The 20,492-nt window shown below is 71.7% G+C and carries 21 protein-coding genes; 7 read left to right on the top strand and 14 right to left on the bottom strand.

Going from position 1 to position 20,492, the window contains the following annotated elements:
* Positions 1–519: DUF4129 domain-containing protein (locus Q1N79_RS26205; RefSeq protein WP_367185145.1), on the top strand; the 519-nt coding region annotated here is incomplete at its 5' end.
* A 16-nt stretch (positions 520–535) separates the two neighbouring features.
* Here Q1N79_RS26205 and Q1N79_RS26210 read toward each other — a convergent pair.
* The 3 genes from Q1N79_RS26210 to Q1N79_RS26220 are packed head-to-tail and all read right to left on the bottom strand — an operon-like array spanning position 536 to position 3,090.
* Positions 536–946, bottom strand: a complete 411-nt coding sequence (locus Q1N79_RS26210; protein WP_300613499.1) for a DUF3040 domain-containing protein — start codon at positions 944–946, stop codon at positions 536–538.
* Between the two features lie 44 nt (positions 947–990).
* Positions 991–2,301, bottom strand: coding sequence for a DNA polymerase IV (dinB, locus tag Q1N79_RS26215; protein WP_300613501.1), 1,311 nt, complete (start codon positions 2,299–2,301; stop codon positions 991–993).
* An 18-nt stretch (positions 2,302–2,319) separates the two neighbouring features.
* Entirely contained in the window at positions 2,320–3,090 is a 771-nt protein-coding gene (locus Q1N79_RS26220) for a methyltransferase domain-containing protein (protein ID WP_300613503.1), read from the bottom strand.
* A gap of 271 nt (positions 3,091–3,361) precedes the next feature.
* Between Q1N79_RS26220 and Q1N79_RS26225 the strand changes: the two genes are divergently transcribed.
* Positions 3,362–4,009: a hypothetical protein gene (locus Q1N79_RS26225; protein ID WP_300613505.1), complete on the top strand. Its 648-nt coding sequence runs from the start codon at positions 3,362–3,364 to the stop codon at positions 4,007–4,009.
* A 144-nt stretch (positions 4,010–4,153) separates the two neighbouring features.
* Here Q1N79_RS26225 and nusB read toward each other — a convergent pair whose 3' ends face one another.
* The 10 genes from nusB to Q1N79_RS26275 all read right to left on the bottom strand — a co-directional run bounded on the left by nusB (position 4,154) and on the right by Q1N79_RS26275 (position 12,069).
* The gene (gene nusB, locus Q1N79_RS26230; protein WP_300613507.1) at positions 4,154–4,570 is read right to left on the bottom strand and encodes a transcription antitermination factor NusB; all 417 of its coding nucleotides are present in this window, start codon (positions 4,568–4,570) and stop codon (positions 4,154–4,156) included.
* A 2-nt stretch (positions 4,571–4,572) separates the two neighbouring features.
* Positions 4,573–5,130, bottom strand: a complete 558-nt coding sequence (gene efp, locus Q1N79_RS26235; RefSeq protein ID WP_300613509.1) for an elongation factor P — start codon at positions 5,128–5,130, stop codon at positions 4,573–4,575.
* A 24-nt stretch (positions 5,131–5,154) separates the two neighbouring features.
* Positions 5,155–6,246: a Xaa-Pro peptidase family protein gene (locus tag Q1N79_RS26240; RefSeq protein WP_300613511.1), complete on the bottom strand. Its 1,092-nt coding sequence runs from the start codon at positions 6,244–6,246 to the stop codon at positions 5,155–5,157.
* 129 nt (positions 6,247–6,375) lie between these two features.
* A complete protein-coding gene (locus Q1N79_RS26245) occupies positions 6,376–7,410 on the bottom strand; it encodes an LLM class F420-dependent oxidoreductase (protein ID WP_300613513.1) in 1,035 nt (344 codons plus the stop codon).
* A 16-nt stretch (positions 7,411–7,426) separates the two neighbouring features.
* Positions 7,427–7,924 carry a shikimate kinase gene (locus Q1N79_RS26250; protein WP_300613515.1) on the bottom strand — a complete coding sequence of 166 codons (498 nt, stop codon included), beginning with the start codon at positions 7,922–7,924 and terminating at the stop codon, positions 7,427–7,429.
* Entirely contained in the window at positions 7,921–8,394 is a 474-nt protein-coding gene (aroQ, locus tag Q1N79_RS26255; protein WP_300613517.1) for a type II 3-dehydroquinate dehydratase, read from the bottom strand. The genes Q1N79_RS26250 and aroQ overlap by 4 nt, the downstream gene beginning before the upstream one ends.
* Positions 8,391–9,467 (bottom strand): 3-dehydroquinate synthase, encoded by a 1,077-nt coding sequence (gene aroB, locus Q1N79_RS26260; protein ID WP_300613519.1) that lies wholly within the window; start codon positions 9,465–9,467, stop codon positions 8,391–8,393. The genes aroQ and aroB overlap by 4 nt, the downstream gene beginning before the upstream one ends.
* A gap of 37 nt (positions 9,468–9,504) precedes the next feature.
* Positions 9,505–10,002 carry a shikimate kinase gene (locus Q1N79_RS26265; RefSeq protein WP_300613551.1) on the bottom strand — a complete coding sequence of 166 codons (498 nt, stop codon included), beginning with the start codon at positions 10,000–10,002 and terminating at the stop codon, positions 9,505–9,507.
* A 56-nt stretch (positions 10,003–10,058) separates the two neighbouring features.
* The gene (gene aroC / locus Q1N79_RS26270) at positions 10,059–11,240 is read right to left on the bottom strand and encodes a chorismate synthase (RefSeq protein WP_300613521.1); all 1,182 of its coding nucleotides are present in this window, start codon (positions 11,238–11,240) and stop codon (positions 10,059–10,061) included.
* Between the two features lie 10 nt (positions 11,241–11,250).
* Positions 11,251–12,069 carry an SseB family protein gene (locus Q1N79_RS26275; RefSeq protein WP_300613523.1) on the bottom strand — a complete coding sequence of 273 codons (819 nt, stop codon included), beginning with the start codon at positions 12,067–12,069 and terminating at the stop codon, positions 11,251–11,253.
* A 232-nt stretch (positions 12,070–12,301) separates the two neighbouring features.
* On the opposite strand from Q1N79_RS26275, the gene Q1N79_RS26280 reads away from it, so the two are divergent.
* The 4 genes from Q1N79_RS26280 to Q1N79_RS26295 all read left to right on the top strand — a co-directional run bounded on the left by Q1N79_RS26280 (position 12,302) and on the right by Q1N79_RS26295 (position 16,983).
* Positions 12,302–12,736: a hypothetical protein gene (locus tag Q1N79_RS26280; RefSeq protein ID WP_300613526.1), complete on the top strand. Its 435-nt coding sequence runs from the start codon at positions 12,302–12,304 to the stop codon at positions 12,734–12,736.
* A 3-nt stretch (positions 12,737–12,739) separates the two neighbouring features.
* The gene (locus Q1N79_RS26285) at positions 12,740–14,638 is read left to right on the top strand and encodes a hypothetical protein (protein ID WP_300613529.1); all 1,899 of its coding nucleotides are present in this window, start codon (positions 12,740–12,742) and stop codon (positions 14,636–14,638) included.
* A 463-nt stretch (positions 14,639–15,101) separates the two neighbouring features.
* Positions 15,102–16,046 carry a DUF2877 domain-containing protein gene (locus Q1N79_RS26290; protein ID WP_300613531.1) on the top strand — a complete coding sequence of 315 codons (945 nt, stop codon included), beginning with the start codon at positions 15,102–15,104 and terminating at the stop codon, positions 16,044–16,046.
* A gap of 4 nt (positions 16,047–16,050) precedes the next feature.
* A complete protein-coding gene (locus tag Q1N79_RS26295) occupies positions 16,051–16,983 on the top strand; it encodes an aldose 1-epimerase family protein (RefSeq protein ID WP_300613534.1) in 933 nt (310 codons plus the stop codon).
* On the opposite strand, the gene Q1N79_RS26300 is transcribed toward Q1N79_RS26295, so the two are convergent.
* Positions 16,934–17,578, bottom strand: coding sequence for a nucleotidyltransferase family protein (locus Q1N79_RS26300; RefSeq protein WP_300613536.1), 645 nt, complete (start codon positions 17,576–17,578; stop codon positions 16,934–16,936). The two genes, Q1N79_RS26295 and Q1N79_RS26300, sit on opposite strands and share 50 nt — an antisense overlap.
* Before the next feature lie 932 nt (positions 17,579–18,510).
* Between Q1N79_RS26300 and Q1N79_RS26305 the strand changes: the two genes are divergently transcribed.
* Positions 18,511–20,454: an AAA family ATPase gene (locus Q1N79_RS26305; protein WP_300613538.1), complete on the top strand. Its 1,944-nt coding sequence runs from the start codon at positions 18,511–18,513 to the stop codon at positions 20,452–20,454.
* The last annotated feature ends 38 nt before the right edge of the window (positions 20,455–20,492 follow it).

A 20,492-nucleotide genomic window follows, 5' to 3' on the forward strand; every position in this document is an offset into this window, starting at 1 on the left:
CGCGGCGGCGACGCCGGGCTGGCGCACGCGGCATGGCGCGAGCTTCGCGATGACCTCGTGGACTACCGCGCGGGGTTCTCGCCGAGCGAGTCGCCGCGGGCGCTCGCGGCGCGGGTCGGCCCTGAACTCGAGCTGACCGGCCCGGCCATGGCCGCGCTGCGGCACATCGCCATGGCGGAGGAGCGCGCCAGGTACGCGGCGCGGCCAGACAGCGGGGCGGGCCTGCGCCAGGACAGCGCGACGGTCCGCCGCGCGATCGCCGCGGCCGTGCCGCGCGGGACACGCTGGCTCGCGCGGGTGCTGCCATCCTCCGTGCTCACTCCCGCGATGATCCGCCTCAGCCAGGCAGCCGACTTCCTCGGCAGGCTGAACCCGGAACTGCCAGGCAAGGCCGGGCTCAGCGGCACCCGGCTCGGCGGGGTCCGGTTCAGCAGGAAAAGGCCGGACCGAGGGCATGCGGGCGAGGCGAATGCGACCAGCGGCAGCGAGCCGCCAGTGGCAGCGGGCACGCGCGGCTGACGGTCCTAGCGGCCCCTTAGAGGTCCCCCTCCTGCCGTCGGCGCCAGCGCTCGTCGAGACGCTCCATCATGGCGCCACGGCCCGCCTTGCCACCTTTCTTGCGTCGTCCGCGGGGCTTGGCCGCCGGCCCGCGCCCGGCCACGCCGAGCGTGGCGCCGGCCATGTGCCGCCAGCTGTTCAGTGCCCAGACAGCGCAGGCCAGCATGACGACGAACCCGCCAACGGCAAGCCAGACAAGTGGCAAAACCACTCCCGCCGCCACCATGCCCGCGCCCACGGCGAAGCCGGAGGCTGCCTGAACCAGCCGGCGTTTGTGGTGCACGCGGGGATCACTGGAGCGCACAAGACGGCCCAGCCTGCGATCCTCCCTGTAGAGCGCTTGCTCGATCTGCTCGAGCTGGCGCTGCTCATGCTCAGAGAGCGGCACGACGCCTCCCATGGAACCCGGGGATGGGGTGACTTTCACCTCACTTACATACCTGGTTCATTTCCCAGGATACGAGCCTGCCCGCGTACCGTGGAAGAGGGCTTCCGGCCCGAAGCGGACGGGCCGGAAGGGGGTGGCTGACGGTCGGGGGGAACAAGGGCCGCGGGCCGCACGGCGTCGCTGCCGAACCTGCGGGCGATCTCGTCCACCGCGCGTTCCGCCTCCCGCCAGCCGGCCGGCCGGTCGCCGAAAGCCAGCTGCCGCGCGGCGCCGACGGCGGGCCGCAGGCCCGCCGCCCGCACTCCGACCAGCCGCAGCCGCGCCCTGCCGTCGAGCCCGGACCCCTCGTAGAGGGCGCACGCGGTGGCGTAGATCTCCCTGGCCACGTCCGTGGGCTCGGCCAGCGTCTTGGACCTGGTCAGGGTCTTGAAGCTGGCCAGCCGCAGCTTCACGGAGATGGTCCGCGCGACGCAGCCCGCGGCGCGCAGCGCCTGCGCCGTCCGGCCGGACAGCCGCAGCAGTTCCCTGCGGATTACCTCGGGGTCGTCGACGTCGGTGTCGAACGTCTCCTCGGCGCCCACGCTCTTCTCTTCCCTGCGCGGGACGACCGGGCGATCGTCCCGGCCCCACGCGAGTGACCACAGGTGCTCGCCGACCGCGCCAAGCTCCCGCTGCAGCGTGCCGAGCGGGACGTGAGCGATATCACCAACGGTCCGCAAGCCCAGCCGGCCAAGCACCTCCTCGGCGCGGTCGCCCACGCCCCACAGCACGCTGGCCGGCAGCGGGTGCAGGAAGTCGAGCAGGCCCGCGGCGGGGACAACGAGCAGGCCGTCCGGCTTGCACCGCGCGGACGCGACCTTGGCCACGAACTTGCAGGGCGCCACCCCGACCGAGCAGGTGATCGCCTGCTGCTCCAGGACCTGCTCCCGGATCAGCTGCGCTATCCGCGCGGGCCTGCCCAGCCGGCGCAGCGCGCCGGCCACGTCGAGGAAAGCCTCGTCGAGCGACAGCGGTTCCACCTCAGGGGTGACCGCGCGGAAGATCGCCATGACCTCCCTGGACACCTCGGCGTACAGCCGGTGCCGCGGCGCGATGAAGATCGCCTGCGGGCACAGCCGCCTGGCCCGGCCGACCGGCATCGCGGAGCGGACGCCGAACGCGCGCGCCTCGTACGTGGCCGACAGCACCACGCTGCGGGGACCGAGGCCGCCGACCACCACGGGCGTGCCCGCGAGGTCCGGCCGGTCCCTGACCTCGACGCTCGCGTAGAACGCGTCCATGTCGACGTGCAGGATGCGGCATCCGCTGTCGTCGGCGAGCGGGGCGCGGGCGTCGGGGGCATCCGGGGCTGGCACGGCGACCGGTCCCCGCGGTCAGCGGTGGCCGAGGACGTGCAGCCGGGCGGCGATGTCGCGCAGCGGCGGGTATGCCGCGGCGGCCTCCTCAAGGGCGCGCAACTCCGCCGCCGTGCCCTGGTCGGCGCCGGCCGCGGGCAGCAGGCCGGCGAAGACCCGGATGCCGTGCGCGTCGCCGGCCCGCAGCCCGGCGCTCTCGATCAGCGCCGTCAGCCCGGCCAGGGTGAACCGCCTGGGCAGGCCGGCGTCGCCTCCCTCGCCGTCGAGCAGGCGCCGCGCCTGTTCGTACCGTCCCGCGAGCGCGCGCTGCAGCACGGCGGACACGACGTTGGCGGCGAGCACGCTCACCGTGGCGCCCGGCCGCAGCACCCGGGCGATGGCGGCCATCGCCGCGGCCGGCGAGTCCACGTACTCGAGCACGCTGTGGCAGATCACCAGGTCGGCGGCGTCCACGCCGACCAGGCTGTCAAGCCCGTCGGCCTCACCTTGGACCTCGGTCAGCGTGACCCGCATCTCGGCGGCCCGCCGCCGCGCCGCCGCGAGCGCGTCCGGGCTCGGGTCCACCACCGTGACGTGGTGCCCGAGCGCGGCGAACGGCACGGCGAACCCGCCCGTGCCGCCGCCGACGTCGACAATGTCCAGCGCGGCCCGGCCGGACTGCGCCGCCCGCGCCGCCACCACGTCCCTGAGCACGTCCCAGACGAGCGTTGGCCGCGCCCCGTCGCGCTCGCGCCCGACGTCCGGTCCGCGCATGCCGGGCACGGCCCTTGCGGGAACCTCTGCGGTCATTCCACACCTCTCCCAAGGTTGACGGCGCAGTCTCACTGTAGTGCGGCCGGCCGGCGTCTCGCCTGGAGCGACGATCCCGCTACCACACATATCCTTACGATTACTGCGCGTTCACGGGAAGGGGGAGAACTCGGGAAGCCCGTTTCCCGTTATAACAGCCGTGGAGACCTCACACGCCGGTGCGACCAGCACGAATGGTCGCCCAAATCCGATACGACGCCATCTGCGAATGATGCCCCGAGACGTATCGCCGGCCCGTATGCTCGTCCGCATGCCTGCCTCCCAGGGACACCTAGAGCTGCCACACCCCAGGCGACTGCTATGGACGGCGGCGTGGAACGTGGCCGAATCTGTCGGGCTTCCGTTCGGCGCCTACGTCGTGGTCACCGACGTGGTCAGCCCCGACGCGGGCCTGCTCGCCGGCACAGCGGTGGTCTGGCTGCTGATCGCCATCCGCAAGCTCGTCACCGGCTCGGTCTCCGCCCTGCTGATGATTTCCGCGCTCGTGCTGACCATCCAGACGGTGGTCGCGATCAGCACCGGCTACATGTGGATGTTCCAGGCGCAGTTCCCGCTCGCCAACCTGGCGATGTGCGTGGTGTTCGCGCGCACGGCGCCGACCCGCAAGCCGCTGGTGGCGCAGCTCGCGGCCGAGGTCGTGGCGCTCAAGCAGCCGGAGACGCACCACCCCGGGCTGCACCGCTTCTTCCAGGGCGCCACGTGGTTCTGGGCCGGGCTGTTCCTGCTCCTGACGATGGGCATGGCCGTGATGATGGTCACAGAGCCGTTCAAGCTCTTCATGCTGGTGTCCTCGGCGTACACCGTCGGGCTGACCCTCGTGGGCGCGGCCGTCTGCGTCGTGTGGTTCCTCGCGGTGCTGCGGCGGCAGGGCCTGCGGCTGCGCTTCTCCGGCGCCTAGCCCTAGCGCGCAAGCCCCCGTGGAGAACGCGTAGAGATTTTGCAGCTCGAGGTGCAAAAAGTCTTCGCCCTGAAAAAAGTCTTCGCGATCATGGTCCGAAATGTCGCGGATATCCGGTTCGGGTGCGGGCCGAGCCGCTCGCGGCTACGCCTCGGGGGTGAGCGTGGGCTTGAGGTCCTTGATCCTGGCGAGCAGGCCGTTCACGAACGCGGGGGACGCGTCCGTGGACAGGTCCTGGGCCAGCAGGACCGCCTCGCTGATCGCCACGCCGTCGGGCACGTCGTCGGCCCACAGCAGCTCGTACGTGCCAAGGCGAAGGACGTTGCGGTCCACGGCGGGCATCCGCTCCAGCGTCCAGTCCACCGCGTTCTCCGAGATCAGCCCGTCGATCTGGTCGCGGTGCGCGGCCACGCCGCGGACGAGTTCGGCCGCGTACTCCGGGACCGGGCGATCGCCGGCCGACTGGCGCTCCGCGAGCAGCTCAAGCACGGGCAGGCCGCGCAGTTCGGCCTCGAAGAGGATGTCAAGCGCCCGCTTGCGGGCCTTGCTGCGAGCCGCCAAGGCTACGCCCGGCCGAGGTAGGCGCCGGTGCGGGTGTCCACCTTGACCTTCTCGCCGGTCGAGATGAACAGCGGCACCTGGACCTGCGCGCCGGTCTCCAGCGTGGCGGGCTTGGTGCCGCCGGTCGAGCGGTCGCCCTGCAGGCCCGGGTCGGTCTGCGCGATGGTCAGCTCGACGGCGGCGGGCAGGTCAACGTACAGCGGGGTGCCCTCGTTGAACGCGACCGTGACCGTCTGTTCCTCAAGCAGGTAGTTCGCGGCGTCGCCGACGACCTCGGCGGGAATGCGCGGCTGGTCGTAGTCCGTCAGGTCCATGAACACGAAGTCGTTGCCCTCGCGGTAGAGGTACTGCATCTCCCGCTTGTCCACGCTCGCCACGTCCACCTTGACGCCGGCGTTGAACGTCTTGTCGACGACCTTGCCGGACAGCACGTTCTTCAGCTTGGTGCGCACGAAGGCGCCGCCCTTGCCGGGCTTGACGTGCTGGAATTCAACGACGTTCCACAGCTGTCCGTCAAGGTTCAGCGTCATGCCGTTCTTCAGGTCGTTCGTGGTTGCCACGGGTGGTCTCCCATTACGGTCCCGTTACAGGACCAGCAGCTCTCTGGTGGTCGAAGTCAGGATGCGGGCTCCCCCGCCTGCCGTCACGACCACGACGTCCTCGATCCGGACGCCGCCCTTTCCCGGCAGGTACACGCCAGGCTCGACGGTGATAGGAACCCGATCGGCCAGTTTACCCGCTGCTCCGTACCCCAGCATCGGCGCCTCGTGGATCTCCAGGCCCACGCCGTGCCCGAGTCCGTGGCCGAAGTGCTCGGCGTGCCCGGCCGCCTCGATCACCTCCCTGGCGGCGGCGTCGACGGCACCCACTTCCGCGCCGATCGCCACGGCCTCGATTCCGGTCCGCTGCGCCTCCGCCACCAGGTCGTAGACATCCCGCTGCCATCCGGCGGGCTCGCCGACCGCCACCGTGCGGGTCATGTCCGCGTGGTACCCGCCGTAGCGGGCGCCGAAGTCCATCGTGACCAGGTCGCCGCGGCGCAGCGGCCGGTCGGTGGGCGCGTGGTGCGGTATGGCCCCGTTGGGGCCGCTGGCCACGATGGTCTCGAACGCGGGCCGGTCGGCCCCGAGCTGGGTCATGCGGTAGTCGAGAAGAGACGCCAGGGATCGTTCGGACAAACCGGGACCGATGCGGGGCAGGACATCGGCGATGGCTTGGGAGCTGATCCGGCAGGCGGCGGCGAGCAGCTCGAGCTCGGACGGATCCTTCACCATTCGCAGCTCTTCTATTTTTCTCCCGAACGGGACCGTGGCGACTCCCTCGGCCCTCGCCGCGAGCGCGGCGTGCCGCTCCACCGTCATCTCGTGCGCCTCGAACGCGAGCGTCCTGACGCCGCGGCGGGCCGCCTCGGCGGCGAGCTTGCCCTCGATGCTCCGATCGGTGATCAGCTCCAGGTCGGGCGCGTCGCGCCGCGCGGCCAGCGCGTACCTGGAGTCGGTGGCCAGCACGCCCGCGCCGTCCGCCGCGTCGGCGGGCAGCAGCAGGGCCGCGTTGGAGCTGGCCAGGCCGGTGAGATAGCGGACGTTCGGGGCGGCGGTGACGAGCACGGCGTCGGCGCCGAGTGCCCTGACCAGCTCCTGGGCGCGGACCCGGCGCGCCTGGTGAATCTCCGGCATGCCCCGACTTTACGCTGACGCGGCAGCGGCGAACCGGCCGCGAGCCGGGCACTGGGACGCGAATTTGAAGATATGGGATAGAAAACCACCACTAGTGGGGGTTTTCTATCCCACATCCCTCGTTTGCGGCTAGCCGGCCAGGGTGCGGACCCGCTCGATGTCGGCGACCCGGGCGGCGTGCGAGGCGCCGAGCGGGGTGACGTTGAGCGTGGTGACGCCGGCCTCGCGGAACGCGGCGAGCCGGTCGGCGACGTAGCCGTCCGGGCCGATCAGCGCGGTCCTGCTGACGAGCTCGGCGGGGACGAGGGCGGCGGCCTCGTCCTTGCGGCCCGCCAGGTAGGCGTCCTGGATCATGGCCGCCTGCTTCTCGTAGCCGAAGCGGCACGCCAGGTCGTAGTAGAAGTTGCGGCCGCGGGCGCCCATGCCGCCGATGTACAGCGCGAAGAACGGCCTGGACAACTCGCGCAGGCCGGTCACGTCGTCGCCGATGGCAAGCGGCGCTGCCGCGATCACGTCAAGCGGGCCGAGGCTTGCGTCGCGCTTGGCGCTGCCCTCGGCAAGCGGGCCTGCCCAGGCGATCGCCGCCTTCTCAGGGAAGTAGAAGATGGGCTGCCAGCCCTCGGCGAGTTCGGCGGCGAGCGCGACGTTCTTCGGGCCGAGCGCGGCGATCACGATCGGGATGCGCTCGCGCACCGGGTGGTTGATCAGCTTCAGCGGCTTGCCCAGGCCGGTGCCGCCCTCGTACGGCAGCGTGTAGTGCCTGCCGTGGTAGTCCAGCCGGTCGCGGCGCCAGACCAGCCGGCAGATCTCGATCAGCTCCCTGGTCCGCCCGACCGGCGCGTCATAGGGCACGCCGTGCCAGCCCTCGATCACCTGCGGGCCGGACGTGCCGAGGCCGAGCGTGAACCGGCCGCCCGAGACGAAATCGAGCCCGGCCGCGGTCATCGCGGTGAGCGCGGGCGTGCGTGAGTAGACCGGCAGGATGCCCGAGGCGATCTGCAGCGTCGTGGTGCGGGCGGCGATGAAGCCGAGCTGGCTCACCGCGTCGAAGGAGTACGCCTCGGGCACGAAGACGATCTCCAGGCCGGCGCGCTCGAAGTCGGCGAGCTCGTCGACCGCTTGGCTGAACCCGCCGGCGTAGCCGAGCATCATCCCTACGCGCATCGCCTGAGCCTTCCGGTCATGGTCTGGTCGGGTGCGGGTACCGCTGGAGGATGGCCAGGGCGATGTCGTCGGGCGCGCGGCCGTCGGTGTCGACGGCGAGCGTGGCCACCCCGGCGTAGACCGCCTGGCGGCGTTCGTACACCTGTGCCACGTCGGGGCGGGCCAGCATCGGGCGGCCCCTGTCGCCGCCGACCCGCTTCATCGCCTCGGCGTAGCCGACCCGCAGGTAGACCACGGGGACCGAGGCAAGCAGCGCGCGGGTCGCCGGGTGCTCGGCCGCGCCGCCGCCCAGGGCGAGCACGGTATCGGGGCCGGCCAGCAGACCGGCGATCACCTCGTGCTCGAGCGCGCGGAACGCCGGCTCGCCGTCGTCGGCGAAGATCTGCTGGATCGGCCGCCCCGCGCGGTCCTCGATCACCTGGTCGCTGTCGGTGAACGGCAGGCCAAGCTTGGCCGCGAGCAGGCGGCCGACGGTCGTCTTGCCCGCGCCCATGAACCCGACGAGGACGATCACGGCGCCTCGGCCGGCGCGTCCGAAGTGGGTGCGGTCTCCAGGAGAGCGGCGACCGCGCGCAGGGCCAGGGCGTAGGACTGGAAGCCGAAGCCGGCGATGATCCCGTCCGCTGCCGCGGTGATCACCGACGCGTGGCGGAAGCCCTCGCGGGCCGCGATGTTGGAGATGTGCACCTCCACCAGCGGCGCGGTCCGCATCTTCAGCGCGTCAAGCAGCGCGTAGGAGTAATGCGTGAGCGCGCCGGCGTTCAGCACGACCGGCAGCCGCTCGTCGCACGCCTCGTGCACCCAGGCGATCAGCTCGCCCTCGTATTCGGTCTGCCGGACCGCCACCTGCAGGCCGAGTTCCTGGCCGGCCGACTCGCACAGCGCGACCAGGTCCGCGTAGCTCGCGGTCCCGTAGACGGCGGGCTCGCGCTTGCCGAGCCTGCCCAGGTTCGGCCCGTTGAGGACGAGCACCCTGCGGCTCATGCCGACACCGCCTCGTAGGCCTGCGCCAGCAGCGACTCCGGCGGGCTGTCCAGGATGACCGGGGTTCCCACGCCGTCCAGGACTACCATGCGCAGCCGGTCACCGCGGGACTTCTTGTCCAGGCTCATCACCTCGCGCAGCCGCGGCCAGGCGGCGTGCGGGTACGACACGGGCAGCCCGACCGACGTGAGCAGCCGCCTGTGCAGGGCCACGTCGGCAGGCGACAGGCGGCCGGCCAGCCGGGCCACCTCCGCGGCGAACACCATGCCGATGGCCACCGCGTCGCCGTGCCTGAAGCGGTAGCGCTCGAGCCGCTCGATCGCGTGGCCGAGGGTGTGCCCGTAGTTGAGCATCTCCCGCGGACCCGCCTCGCGCAGGTCCGATGAGACCACGGCGGCCTTCACCCGGATCGCGCGCTCGACAAGCTCGCGCGTGTGCGGCCCGTACGGCTCCCCCGCGCCGGCCGGATCGGCCGCCACCAGGGCGAGGATCTCGCCGTCGGCGATGAACCCGGCCTTGATCACCTCGGCGAGCCCGGCCACGTAGTCGGGCCGCGGCACCGTCACCAGCGTGGCCAGGTCCGCGAACACGCCGGCCGGCGGGTGGAACGCCCCGACCAGGTTCTTGCCCGCGGGGATGTCGATCGCCGTCTTGCCGCCGACGGCGGCGTCGACCATGGCGAGCAGCGTCGTCGGGACAAGCACGACCGGCACCCCGCGCAGCCAGGTGGCGGCAACGAACCCGGCGATGTCGGTCGCCGCCCCGCCGCCGATGCCCACGATGGAGTCGGACCGGGTCACCCGCGAGTCGGCCAGCCACGACCACAGCCGGGCGGCGACGGTCACGTCCTTGGCGGCCTCCCCGTCGGGGATCTGCGTCGTCGCCACCGCGTACCCGGCGTCGGCGAGCACGCGGCAGGCCGGCCGGGCGATCGCGCCGAGCCCCGCGGCGTGGATGACCGCCACGGTGTGCGCCCGCTTGCCCACCAGGTCAGGCAGTGAGCCGAGCACCCCGGTGCCGACGATCACGTCGTACGGCTGCTCGCCGCCGACCGGGATCCGCGTCACGTCCACGGGTGCCTGCCCAGGCCCCGGGGGTTGCGGGGCCGGGTCACGAGCGCAGCCGGCTGGCAAGGTCGGCCGCCACCTCCTCGGGCGCCAGCTCGTCGGTCGGGACGGTGATCGAGGCGAGTTCTGCGTAGACGGGGCGCCGCTCCTCCAGCATCGCGCGGAGCAGGCCGCGCGGGTTGCCGGGGACCACGACCCGCGGCTTGTCCATGCCGGTGCGCCGTGCGACGGTCGCGAACCCGACCTCCAGGTAGACGACGCGGCGCCCGCCCAGCATCCGGCGGACGTCCGGGTCGAGCACCGCGCCGCTGCCCACCGCGAGCACGCCGCCGTGCGGCCCGGTGGCCTCAAGGCCGTGGGCGACGGCGGCCCGCTCAAGCTCGCGGAAGACAGGCTCGCCGTCGTCGACGAAGATGTCCCCGACCGGCTTTCCCGCCGCGGCCGCCACGAGGTCGTCGGTGTCGGCGAACGGCACCCCGAGTTCGGCCGCGAGCAGCGAGCCGACCGACGACTTGCCGGCCCCAGGGGGGCCGATCAGCACGACGGCTGACGCGCGGGCGGGGGCAGCGGCGGGCTTGGCGCCCTGGTCCGGCGCGGTCACGAGATCACCAGCGACTTGAGGTAGCCTTCGGCGTTGCGGCGCATCTCCTCGACGGAGTCGGCGCCGAACTTGTCCGTCGCCGCCTCCGCGAGCACCAGCGCCACCATCGCCTCGGCGACCACGCCGGCCGCGGGCACCGCGGTCACGTCGCTGCGCTGGTTGATCGCCTTGGCCGGCTCGCCTGTCGCCACGTCCACCGTGTCAAGCGCGCGCGGCACCGTGGAGATCGGCTTCATGGCGGCGCGGACGCGCAGCACCTCGCCGGTGGACATGCCGCCCTCGACGCCGCCGGCGCGGTTGGTGCGGCGGCGGACCCCGGACGGCGACATCTCGATCTCGTCGTGCGCGCAGGAACCGCGCCGGCCCGACGTCACGAACCCGTCGCCGAACTCCACGCCCTTGATCGCGTGCACAGACACCAGCGCCCCGGCGAGCCGGGCGTCAAGCCGCCGGTCCCACTGCGTGAAGCTGCCGAGCCCGGGGGGCAGGCCGTAGGCCAGCACCTCGACCACGCCGCCGAGCGTGTCGCCGTCCTTGCGCGCCGCGTCGACCTCGGCGACCATGGCCGCGCTGACCGCGGCGTCCAGGCAGCGCACGGGGCTGTCGTCGATCCGCGCCAGGTCCCCGGGGACCGGCACGGCGCTTCCTGGCGGCACGCACACCGAACCGAGCGCCACCACGTGGCTGAGGATCCGCACGCCGAGGGCCTGCTCAAGCAGCCGCCTGGCCACCTCGCCCAGCGCCACCCTGGCCGCGGTCTCCCGCGCGCTGGCCCGTTCGAGGACCGGCCTGGCGTCGGAGTGCCCGAACTTCTGCATGCCCGCGAGGTCGGCGTGCCCCGGCCGCGGCCTGGTCAGCGGGGCGTTGCGGGCCTGGCCGTCGAGCTCCTGCCCGGGCACGGGATCCGGTGACATGACCGTCTCCCATTTCGGCCACTCGGTGTTGCCCACCCGGATCGCGACAGGTCCGCCCAGCGTGACACCGTGCCGCACGCCGCCGGTCAGCTCCACCTCGTCCTGCTCGAACTTCATCCGGGCGCCCCGGCCGTACCCGGCCCGCCGCCTGGCGAGCGCGGCCGCCACGTCGTCGCTGGTGACCCGCACCCCCGCCGGGACGCCGTCGCACACCGCCACGAGCGCCCGCCCGTGCGACTCACCCGCGGTCAGCCACCGAAACATGTCGTTTACCTTACTGCTCCGCCAAGGACCGTGGTCCGCGAGGACGGCCGCCGCGCCTGCCTGCGGCGATCGGGGCCCGCCCGGTCTCCGCCCGCCGATACCAGCAGCGTAGATCACGCGGCGGGCGGTCACCGCCACCAGGATGGGGCGGCGCTGGAGAGACGGCCGGGATCGTTCGGGATAAAAATGCGCGGACCTTGAAGCCGGGGCGCAGGCGGCGGCGGGCCAGCCGGGCGGCTATCTTCCCGGCCAGCCGGCGGGCCTGGACGGCGTCGCAGTCCTGCAGGGTGATCATCAGGTCGGTGCCGTGCTCGCCTGGCGCGAGGGTGAACCGGGCGGTCACCGCGGCGACGTCGGCCTGGACGTCCGGGTCTTCGTGCGGCGGCGGGGGCGGCTGGTTCCTGGCGAGGGCCCGCAGCCGCGCGCCTTCCACCACCAGCTGCACCGGGCCGGCCACGTCGATCACCACAGCGTCCGCCGCCTCGGCGAGCGCGGCCGCGCAGACGCTGGACGCGGGCACCGGCACCGGGCGGGCATCCTTACGCCACAGCCTGAGGGTCTCTGTCCCGGTGAACGCGATCACCGCTGTCCGCCCGTCGTTGCCGATCAGCGTGGGCAGCGCCATCTCTGTTTCCTTCTCTGCTTCCTTCTCGGCGCCGGCTTTCGACGCCTTGGTCAGCACCGCGACCACCGGGACGAGCAGCCTGGCGCTCGCGATCGCGGTCAGCGCGTCGTGCTCGCTTCCCGTGCCGCGCGCGCAGGCGTCGAGCGCCGCCGCGACGCCAGGGTCGGCCTGGCCGGTATCCCCTGACGGCCTGCTGATCCGCATGCCTGCGACACTACCGTCGCTCACGGGGCCAAGGGGTAACCAGTGAACTACGTTAAGTAATGATTTCTAGGAAAGATGCACTTTAACTCAGGTATGGGCTATCTCCACGGCAGAATCAGTTGAGCGCACATTGCGGATGTGGGAACCTCGTGAGCTGCTGCGACGTCGAGGCCTCCTGACCAGCCGGGTGTGCGGACCAGGGGTATCGGCGCTAGCGGGAAGGGAGCAGACCGTGGGTTCCGCTGCACGCGAGCCGGCGCAGCCTGCGCGGATACTTCCCGGCACGCCGATGCGGAAGGTCATACCGCCGCGCATGGTCGGCCCGTACATGAGCGGCCAGCGTGGCGTCATCGCCGGGTACGTGCACCGAGTGCGGGACGTGGCACTCCGCAGCCCGGCGGACGCCTACTACCTGCTCGGCCTGGGCTACGAGGGGTCAGACTTCAAGCCCGACATGACCGAGCTGTACTTCCTGTGCTGGCAGGCCAGGGAGATCGACGGATACGTCCCCGTCACGTCGCGCAGTCCCGCCGGCCGAGTCGAGTTCTTCCTTGAACCGATCCAGATACCCGTGGCGACGGCGCTTTGCCGGCTGGCAGAAAGCGGCGAGGAGCCGGTCGCCCGGTATGACGGGCTGGCCTGGCGGCGACCGACGAGGGAGGGGTAAGGCATGCGTTACCGGCTGATGGCGTCCTACCTCGGCGCCTCCTATCAAGCCGCCGTTGGTCCCTCGGACCGCGACGTCACGCTGTTCGCCGCCCCGCCGCCGCCGGAAGAGCACGGCTTCTCCCCGGCGCCCGGCGGCATCTGGCGCAAGCAGGTCAGGCTGGGGGATCTCGACGCCTTGTGGGAGTCCCGCCCGATCGGTTCGTATCACGGCGAGCCGTGCCTCGTGCTCGACGACCTCGGCGACCGGCTGCACATCGTGTACCTGGGCATGGACGAGCGACGCGCCGGGCAGCTCGGGTACTGGCAGGTCGACCGTGGGGTGTTCGAGGTCGTGGTCGCCCGGCAGGAGGTCAGCGACCTAGCGGAGGAACGGCACGAGTTCCCGATCCCGCTGCTGCTTTCCTCGCTGTCGCGCGCGCTGAGCTCCGGCGAGGCGGCCTCGGCCCGGATGCCTGGCGCCGGTTCGGGCCCGGCGCAGCCCGTGGCCGGCGGGAAGCCCGTGGCCGGCGGGCAGCCCGGGATGGCACAGCCCGGGATGGCACAGCCCGGGATGGCACAGCCCGGGATCGGGCTGCCTGGGATCGGCGGGCAGCCGGCGCAGCGGGGTTCGGCACCGAAGGTTCCGGCGCTGCCCGCGCGGGGCGGGCAGGCACCGCTTTCCGCGCCCGCCAAACAGCCAGCCGGGCTGCCGGTGCCCGCCGTTCCGCACGCGCAATCGCAACAAGCGCCGCTCGCACCGCAGGCCCCGCCGCAGATGCAGCCACCCGCGGCCGCCGCATGGCACGGCTCCCCTGTGCCGGACGGCAATGGCGGGTGGTACTACCAGGCCGATGCGCGCGCGGTGCCGGTGCCGCAGAATGGCGCGAGCGCGCTGGCTGGCGACGTGACGGCCAGCGGTGCCGCCGGCGGGCTGCCTAACGGGTACGGAAACGGCCTGCCGAATGGGTATCCGCCGCCCCCCGAGGCCGCGCAGCCGGCCGGGCCAGGACCATACGGCGCGACCGCCGCGCCGGCGCAGCCGGTCAGCGCGCTGAGCGCGCAGGGGCAGGCAGCTCCGCCCGGCGCCTTCACCGGCGCCGTGCCGCAGTATGCCCCGCCACCGCCGCCGCCCGTACAGGCGTTCGCGCCCGCACAGCCAGCGCTCCCGACTCAGCCGCCGCAGCCCGCTCCGTCGCAGCTGCCGACGGCTTCGCAACCCCTTGCGCCCGCACCTGCCACGGCCGTGGAATCGGCACAGCTCACCCCTCAGCAGGCACAGCTCGCCCAGCCGGCACAGCTCCCCGCCCAGCCGGCGCCGCTCCCCGCCCAGCCGGTACAACTCACCCAGCCGTTTCAGCAGCCCCAGCCAATGTCCCTGCCTCAGCCGACGCAGCTGCCACAGTCACTCCAGCAGCCGACGCTGGCACCGCAAGTGCAACAGCCCCTGTCCCCGGAACAGGTCGCTTCCATCCCGCTGGCCCCGCCAGCGCCCCTGACACCGACGCCACCGACGGCCTGGGTGCCAGTCGCCAGCCCGTTCGCCGAGTCTGCCGCGGTGGACGCGCTCCCGTCGATGCCTTCATCCGGGCTGACGGCCCAGCCCAGCGCGCTGAGCAAGCTGACCGGTGCGGTCAGGGGCCGCCGAGCCGCGCGCAAGCCTCGGCTTGCCATGTCCGCGGTCTTCGCTGACCTGGTTGACATGGCCGACATCCCCAGGTCCGCGTACGCGGTTGATGAGGAGGTCACGGGCGCCATGTGCCTGTTCAAGACCGACGGCGGATACGAGGTGTTCAGCTGCGCCGAAGACGCCCGGCATGAGGTGCGGTTCTTCGAGGACGAGGAGGCGGCGTACTTCTACCTGTTCGGGGTGCTCGCGGCGGAGGCGCTGCGCAACGGCCGCCTGACCCCGCGCCGCGGCTGATCCGGGGTGCACGGCCGCGTGCCCGGGACGCCGCTGCGCCCCGATGACCGCGGCACCCGGACACGCCCTAGCCAGCGGTGATCACAGAAGGCAACATTGCAAAAAACTTACGAGCATGCCGGGAATGGCCAGAAACCCGCGCGCGGACCACTAAAGTGCCGCTACAGTCTAAGTCGCCGGCGGGGCTGACGGTCCCCCGCTCCCCAAGCAGCCCCGCCGGCCCGCTCTCCAAAGCAGCGACAGGCGCGCGCTCAAGCCCCGCCAGGCGGGCCCCCCGCCAAGCCCGCAAACCCGCAGCGCAGCACGGGTGGCAAGCATTACCTCGCGCTCCACTCAGAACGCCTTTCTCCTGCATATCCTGTGCCTCGAAATAAGCGGATAATTCTTCCTAACAACGAAAAATTAGGATGGAATTAGAAAAACCGCCGAATCGCGGCGCGCGACCACACGATAGGTTGCAGGTGTGCTCACAGGCCAACATCCGGCGATCGCCCCTGTCGAGGCGCCGGGCATCGCCAGCCTCGCCGTCCGCGACCTGCTCAACGGCTCGCACCAGGCAGGCATGGTACTGGCCGTTGTCCAGGGGACGATCATCGCCGAGTTTCCCGGCGCGCGGCGCGAGCCACGGGTGATCGCGATTTCCGCCCCCGACGCGGTCCGGCTGCCGAATGCGGTGATCGCCAGCATTCCCGCCAGCACCGCGAGGACGATAGCAACCCCGGACGCACAACTCCCAGGCGCTACAAAAGACGCAAAAACGACAAAAGCCATTCGGTCCGCGGTCAGCGCCGGCGGCGGCGCCATCTGCGTCGGCGGGCTGACCGTGCAGGCGCGCCGCTGGTGGGACCCATCCCCGGTGTTCGGCCCGCTGTCGCGGGGCCGGCTCGACCGCGGCGCGGCCGTCCTTTCGCGAGTTTGCAGGCAGGCGGTCCCCGGTCCGGCCCTGGCCGATCATGACGGGCCAAGGATCCTCGCGTCGTGCTGCGCGACCGCAGACCTGGCAGGGGCGGTCGAGCAGGCCGAACGCCTGGTCGGACTCGGCGCGGGCATCGTCCCCGCCGGCGACGGCGTGCTGTGCGGCCTGCTGCTGGCGCTGCGCCTGCTCGGCGGCGCGATCCCTGGCGGCACCCGCGCCGTCTGGCTGGCCGAATGGCTGAGCGCCGCCGTCACAGGCTACGCGTCGGAGCGGACGACTCCGCTGGCCGCGTCGCTGCTGTACTGCGCGTCGCGGGGCCAGGCGCCAGCCGAAGTCGCCGCGGTGCTGCGCGGCGTGGCCGGGGAGGACCCGGTGGAGCCCGCGGCACACAGGCTGCTCACGGCCAGGACCGCCGCCGCCCTCGCCACCGCGGATCTCGCCTGGGGACTTGTGGCAGGGTGCCGCGCCGCGCAGGCCCTGTCCGTATCCTGACCGCATGACAATCCCGGTCACCGGCACCCAGTACGAGATCGAGGCCGGCGAGTACCACGCCACCGTGACCGAGCTTGGCGCGGGGCTGCGGGTACTCGAGCATGGCGGGACGCCTCTCGTGACGACGTTCGACGCCGACGAACTCCCGCCGCACAGCGCCGGGCAACTGCTCACCCCGTGGCCGAACCGCCTGGAGGGCGGCCGCTACGCATTCGGCGGCACGCACCATCAGCTCGCGCTTTCCGAGCCGTCCCGCGGAAACGCGATCCACGGCCTGACCCGCTGGATCCCGTGGACCCGCATAGCGCACTACGGCCGCGAGGTGACGTTGGGCAGCGTGCCGCACGGCGAGCAAGGCTACCCGTTCGCCGTGCAGGTCCACGTGACGTACCGGCTGCACGCGCAGCATGGCCTGCACGTCACCGTGAGCGCGGCCAACAAGGGCAGCCGCCCGGCTCCCTGGGGCCTCGGCCAGCACCCCTACCTGGCAGTCGCGACCCCCACCGTCGACGACTGCGAGCTGGCGCTGCCGGCTGACCGCTGGCTGCCCGTCGACGAGCGCGGCATCCCCTCGGACGCGACGCGGGACGTGGCGGGGACCGGGTTCGACTTCCGCACCGCGCGCAAGCTCGGTGACACCCGCCTTGACCACGCGTTCACCGGCCTGCGCCGCGAAGCGGACGGCCGTGCCTGGGTCCGGCTCGCAGGCGGCGGCTGGCGGACGGCGCTGTGGGCCGATGCCACGTTCCGCTGGCTGCAGGTGTTCACCGGCGACCCGCTGGAACCGGAGCGCCGCCGGACCGCGCTGGCCGTGGAACCGATGACATGCCCGCCCAACGCGTTTGTGAGCGGCGACGACCTCGTCGTGCTGCAGCCGGGGGACACGGTCACCTGCCGGTGGGGGATAAGGAATTTTCCTCAGAACGAAGCGCCGTGACTCCAGCCACCCGCGCCAGGTCCTCGGGGGTGTCGACGTCGTACGGGCTGCCCGTGTCGCCGCATTCGATGAGCGTCACAAGCTCGGGGTGGGCGCGCAGGAACGGCCTGGCGCCTGCGTCGCCGGTTGCCAGCTCGAGGACGGACGCCCAGTGCTCCCGCGCGATGAGCACGGGATTGCGCGGCTTCCCGTCGTAGGCGGCCACCGCGACGCCGGCGCCGTCCCGGTACGCGACGATCAGCCTGCGCACCGCCTCGGCTCCTACCAGCGGCTGATCCGCGAGCGCCACCACCGCGGCGCCGATGTCGTCGCCTGCCGCGGCGCCAGCCCCGAGCGCCCCGAGCGCGCGCAGCCCGGCGGCGAGCGAGGACCCCATGCCGGTCCGCCAGTCCGGGTTGTGGACCGCCTCTGCCGCCGGGATCGATACCGGTACGGCGCCGGTCACGACCAGCACGGGATCGGCGCCGCCGTCGCGCAGCAAGGCGACGCCGCGCTCGGCGAGCGTCTGCCCGCCAAGCTGCACGAGCGCCTTGGGCCTGCCGAGCCGAGATCCCTCCCCCGCCGCCAGCAGGATCCCCGCCACCCGCGCCGTCATCGCGGGTACCTCCCGCCGGCCAGCCGCGCCGTCATCGCGGGTACCTCCAGTCAGTCGGCCCTGTGCGCGTCACGCGTCCACGCTACGCCAGGCGGGCCGCCGGGCTAAGCCGCCTGCTCCCCTGTGCCCGGTCAAGCCGCCCGAAGATCCGCAAGGACAACGCGGTAGCCCTGCGGGCCGAGACAAGGGCTTACGCGGCCCGCGGCGCCGCCGACCCGCCCGACCCGGCCTGGCCCGGCCGGGCCCTGCTGCGGCGGGGCTGCGGCGGGGCTGCGGGCTGTTTCCCTGACGTCACTCGAGTCCCGCGAGTGCCACTTTGGACACTTTGTGCGATCCTGGTGGCCAAATTCCCGGCTCCGGCGCGGATAGCGGGATCACGCCCGTACCGGATGCCCGGTCAGCACATGCCGTTCCGGGTCCGCGGTGACCCTCGCGGTATGTTCGGGGTTTGTGCTGGTATAGCAGCAACTGCCGGATCTGCAAACACCCGCACGGGTCGCACATTGACGATCGAGGACACCGTGGAGCTTTGACCGGCAGTTTTGCGAGCGTGTCTGCCAGGCCAGCACACCACGGATCCTCAAACGCTCGCCCCTTCCGCAGGCTGACAATTGAGGACACTGTAATCATCTGATGTGGCGCTTGTGAGGACACATCGCCTGTCCGCCAGCCGCGCGTCCGTCCAGGAGCACTCGATCTTGCGGTCGTTGCCGAGGGGCGCTCCGCGATACCGGGACTATGGTGCTATACGGCGTATCGGGGGTCCTGGACGAATATTCTGCCTACGGGGCTGACATGGCGCACTGGTAAGCCTTTACGCTGCAGTTGGCGGGCACGCGTCGCTACGCCGCTTGCCTGGCAACACCCGCGTCTCCCGGACGTCCAACGGAATCCGGGACGATGGTTCCTTGCCAAGTCCGTAGACTCAGCGCGTGCGGATAACGTCACTGTCTGGAGCGGGCGTGCTGTCCTTCGACCGGTTCGCGCTGGACCTTAGTGAGCAGGTCACGTTCGTCGTAGGGCCGAACGGTGCGGGCAAGAGTAATATGACCCGTCTGCTGGCCATCTGCTTGCGCGCCGTCGAGAGCGCTGACGGGGGCGCTGGCGATGTGGACCGACTGCTGGCCGCGTTCCTCGCGGCGCGTCATGCCGGTTCGCAGGCGGCGGGCCTAGAGGCCCGCGTCGCCGTGCGGCTGACAAGCCCCGCTGAGCGGGAGTTGGTGACCGAGTTCGTCCGGGGCATGGTCACGGGCGCGATAACCGCCCGTCGGCAGGTCCCGAATATCGCCGAGATCGACGCGTGGGCCGAGGCGGAGATCACCGAGGACAAGCTGCTGCCGCTCATGGAAGGCGAGATCGTCACCAGCCACCCGGGAACGCAAGATGGCCGGTGGCAGTGCGCCTACGAGTTCACCGCGCTCAGCCACGACCAGGCCGAGCACAGGTATCGGTGGGTATTGCTGGGCCTGCAGTCGGGTGCCATATTCGACGCGGACGCCCTTACCGCCGACCAGGGCAGCGACGTAGCCACCCGCATCACGGGAAGCTCCACCCCGCCGCCCAGTCCAAAAATCCCCGTTCCGGGCGGCTTCCAGCTCCTCGACCTGCTTCCGAAGCCCGACCTGTCCACGATGAGCTGCACCTTTGACCTGTCAGCCAGGCCGTCAGGATCACAGCGGCGCTTCGCGGAAATGACCGGGCTGCCGCTGATAGCCCCTGGCGGCGGCCGGATGGTGAGCCTGGCCACCGTGCTGCGGCTCATGTTCCGCCAGGCCCTGGTACAGACCAGCGACACCAGGCTGTTGCCGTCGGGCGGGGTCAGCTGGTCCTCATCGGAGCTGGCCCTGAACGGCGGCGCCGAGGCACGGCTGCCGGAACTCCTGCTGCGGCTGAAGAACGGAGACCCCTCCGATCGCGCACGCTACCAGCGGATCAGGAGCCTGTTCACCGAGTTCACTCAAGGACGGGCATGCGAGGTCCGCTTGATCCAGATCCAGCAGCCGGCCCAGGACGGGCAGGGAAGCACCACCGTCCAGGTGCCTGCAATCTGGGTCACCGTCAACTCCAGCACCAGGCCCGGAGATCTCGATCCCGAGGTACCGATCGAGTTCGCCGGCGCTGGCGCGTGGGAGGCCCTCGTCTTGGCGTCGGTGCTCGGCGAACCCTCCGCGTCGGTCGTCGTACTGGACGAACCGGCGGTGGGACTGCACCCCAGCCTGCAGCGCCAGGTCGGCGCACACCTGCTTAGCGCGCCCGCCCAGTTCCTGCTGATCACCCACTCGGCGGAACTGCTGCCCCTCCGCGACGCGTCCCGGGTCCAACTTGTCCGGCTGGACCGAGATGAGAAGAACGCCACGAGGGCGTGGCCGGTCGATGAGGCTTGCCGGGTCAAGATGGCCCGGAAACTGGCGGCCAAGGGTAACGAACGGCTCCCGTTCGCCTGGCGCGCCATCTTGTGCGAGGGTCAAGACGACGTCGAGGCGATCTTGACGCTCGCCGAGCGCATGAGCATCGACCTGCGGCGGCGCAACATCGCGGTGACCGACTGCGGCAGCCGCGACAACCTGCCCGACTACGTGTGGTTCTGCGCGGAACTCGGCCTGAAGTACCTGGCTGTCATGGACGCCGACTCGTCTAAACCGGACGCCCTGGCGAAGGCGCAAGCGGTACGCGAGGCGGTCCGCACGCGCCAAGGCGGAGAGCTGACCGAGTTCCCGGAGAACCTGGAGACAACGTTCGGCGTCACCAAACAGAAGCCATCCCTCGTCCCCGCCGCGGTCCGGAGACTGCCCTTCACTGGAGACAACCCAGACCCGGCACAAGTTCCCTCCGAGGTCGTCGTACTTGCAGAAGCAATCCGCCGCCTCACGAGTTAGCCTGCATGCCACGGGACCGCGAAAATAGCCACAGAGAT

This window comes from Trebonia sp. (assembly GCF_030042015.1).
In the GTDB taxonomy this organism is placed as follows: domain Bacteria; phylum Actinomycetota; class Actinomycetes; order Streptosporangiales; family Streptosporangiaceae; genus Trebonia.